Origin of the sequence: Flavobacterium sp., assembly GCF_035760125.1 — a bacterium.
Classification (GTDB): Bacteria; Bacteroidota; Bacteroidia; order Flavobacteriales; family Flavobacteriaceae; genus Flavobacterium.
In genome coordinates, this window is the sequence record NZ_DASTTN010000249.1 from 1 (window position 1) to 2,667 (window position 2,667).

Here is a 2,667-nt window from a genome sequence, read left to right on the forward strand (position 1 = left end):
ACTGTCGTTGAGTTGTTTCCAACTTTCGGAAAGATTACCGTCAGCAGTTTTGGTTTCCCATTTTCCCAATAGCCAATTGGCTGTTTTTATTTGGTCTTTCTCAGTTGCTTCAGAGTTTTTGCAGGAAACAATGGCTAGTAAAAGCAGTAAAAGAGTTGTTTTTTGAAACATTTGTCTAAATATTTATTTTTTTTGAATAATGCTAAATTATGAAAAAATAGAATAGCGTTGCTTTTTTTAATTTTGCGATAGCGAATAGACGAAGTAATCTGCGGTAAAAAAACTTAATTTATTTTGAAGCTTCCAAGAATAGTGCTTAATGCTCTTAAATGCTTTCATTCAAAATAGAATAAACCAGTTCTTTAGTAGGTTTTTGATCTTTTAGTTTTTCTCTAACCACATCAAAAGTTACTTTAAAATCACAACCCAATTTATAGTCGCCACAGCCATAGGCCGTTTTTCCTTTCAGCACCGTTCCTTTTTTACATTTTGGACAGACTAATGAATCGGGTGCTGCTTTTACTGCAGTTTTCTTTGGTTCTAATATAAGTTTGAAATTTTCATCAAAGCGAAGCAAACCTTCTACAGTACCGGCATCGGTTTTGAAGTCTTTCAAATTTACGGTTGATCCTTTTTGAAGTAATCGCAAGTATTGGTTCTCGGATATTTTTTTCTCCGCAAATGTATATGGCAATACAAAATGACAACCTGCTTTATAATCGGCACATCCATAAGCAGATTTTCCCTTTACAAGCGTTGCTTTTTTGCATTTCGGACAAATTTCAGCCAAAATTCCTGCTGCTTTCTTTTTCTCAACGGTAGCTTCTCGCTTTTGAATACTTCCTGCATGCGAAATATTGGCGCGTCTGGTTTCGCTTCGCACCTCATAAACCAAGGCTTCTACCATACGTTTCATATTACTGATGAACGAACCAGCGGTAAAAGTCCCTTTTTCAATATCTTTCAATTGCTTTTCCCAAGAACCCGTCAATTCAGCCGACTTTATTAATTCATTTTGAATGGTATCGATCAGTTGAATTCCTGTTGGTGTTGGTAATACCTGTTTTTTGTTTCGAACGATATACTGGCGTTTGAAAAGGGTTTCAATAATATTGGCTCGCGTTGACGGACGGCCAATACCGTTTTCTTTCATTAGTTCTCGTAAGTCTTCATCATCGACTTGCTTGCCCGCGGTTTCCATGGCCCGCAATAAAGTTGCTTCTGTAAACTGATTGGGCGGTTTGGTTTCTTTTTCTAAAAAGGAGGGTACGTGTGGTCCTTTTTCACCTACAACAAAACTTGGCAATATATTGGCTTCTTTTTCTTTAGCATTTGGATCTTCAAAAACTATGCGAAATCCTTTTTTCAAGATTTCCTTTCCGGTGGTTTTGAATAGTACATCGGCAGCTTTTCCAATTACTGTAGTGTTGGCAACCAAACAATCGTCATAAAATACAGCGATAAACCGTTTCACAATAATATCATACACTTGTTGCTGATTATATTGCAAATTGGATTGTACTCCCGTTGGAATAATGGCGTGGTGATCTGTTACTTTTTTATCGTTGAAAACTTTGGGTGATTTTTTAATCTTTTTTTCCAAAAGAGGCTGCGTCAACTCGGAATAATTGGTTAGTTTTTGTAGAATTCCTGGTACTTTTGGATAGATGTCGTTTGGCAAAAATGTGGTATCTACTCTCGGATACGTAACTACTTTTTGTTCGTACAAAGTCTGCACGATTTTAAGCGTTTCATCTGCTGAAAAACCAAATTTTTGATTGCAATACACTTGTAAACCTGTTAAGTCAAAAAGCTTTGGCGCATACTCATTGCCGTTCTTTTTTTCGACTGAAACAATTTCAAAATCACTTTCTTTGACTTTGCTGGCCAAAATCTCTCCGTCTTCCTTTTTCAAGAAGCGTCCTTCCTCATAACTGAAAAGCGTCTCTCTATATAAAGTTTGCAGTTCCCAATAGGGTTGAGGTTTGAAATTTTCGATTTCTTTGAATCGATCAACAACCATAGCCAGGGTTGGAGTTTGTACACGACCAATAGACAATACTTGTTTGTACCCGCCATGTTTTACAGTGTATAAACGGGTGGCGTTCATGCCGAGTAACCAATCGCCAATGGCTCTGGAAAATCCTGCATAGTATAAATTATCGTAGTTTGCGGATGGTTTTAGGTTTTCAAAACCCTCTTTGATGGCTTCGGTGGTAAGGGACGAAATCCATAGGCGCTGTACTTCGCCTTTGTAATTGGCTTCGTTCATTACCCAACGCTGAATGAGTTCTCCTTCCTGTCCAGCATCCCCACAGTTGATGACCAATTCCGCTTTGTCAAATAAACCTTTTACGATTCTAAATTGCTTTTGAATTCCCGAATTCTGTACCACTTTGGTTTCAAATTTTTCAGGAAGCATGGGAAGGTTATTCAAATCCCAACTTTTCCAATTGGGTTTGTAATCGTTAGGTTCTTTTAAGGTGCATAAATGCCCAAAGGTATAAGTGACCTGATAGCCATTGCCTTCGAAATACCCATCGTGTTTGGTATTGGCTCCCAAAACGGATGCGATTTCTCTTGCGACACTTGGTTTTTCGGCAATACAGACCTTCATTTTTTTGACTTCTAATTTGAAGGCGAAATTAGGGATTTAGAAATTGGTAT

At 37.7% G+C, this 2,667-nt stretch carries 1 protein-coding gene; it reads right to left on the reverse strand.

The window, feature by feature from the left end:
• Window positions 1–325: 325 nt before the first annotated feature.
• On the reverse strand, window positions 326–2,617 hold the full coding sequence (locus VFS71_RS08995; protein ID WP_326400740.1) for a DNA topoisomerase 3: 2,292 nt from the start codon (window positions 2,615–2,617) through the stop codon (window positions 326–328).
• Window positions 2,618–2,667: the final 50 nt, after the last annotated feature.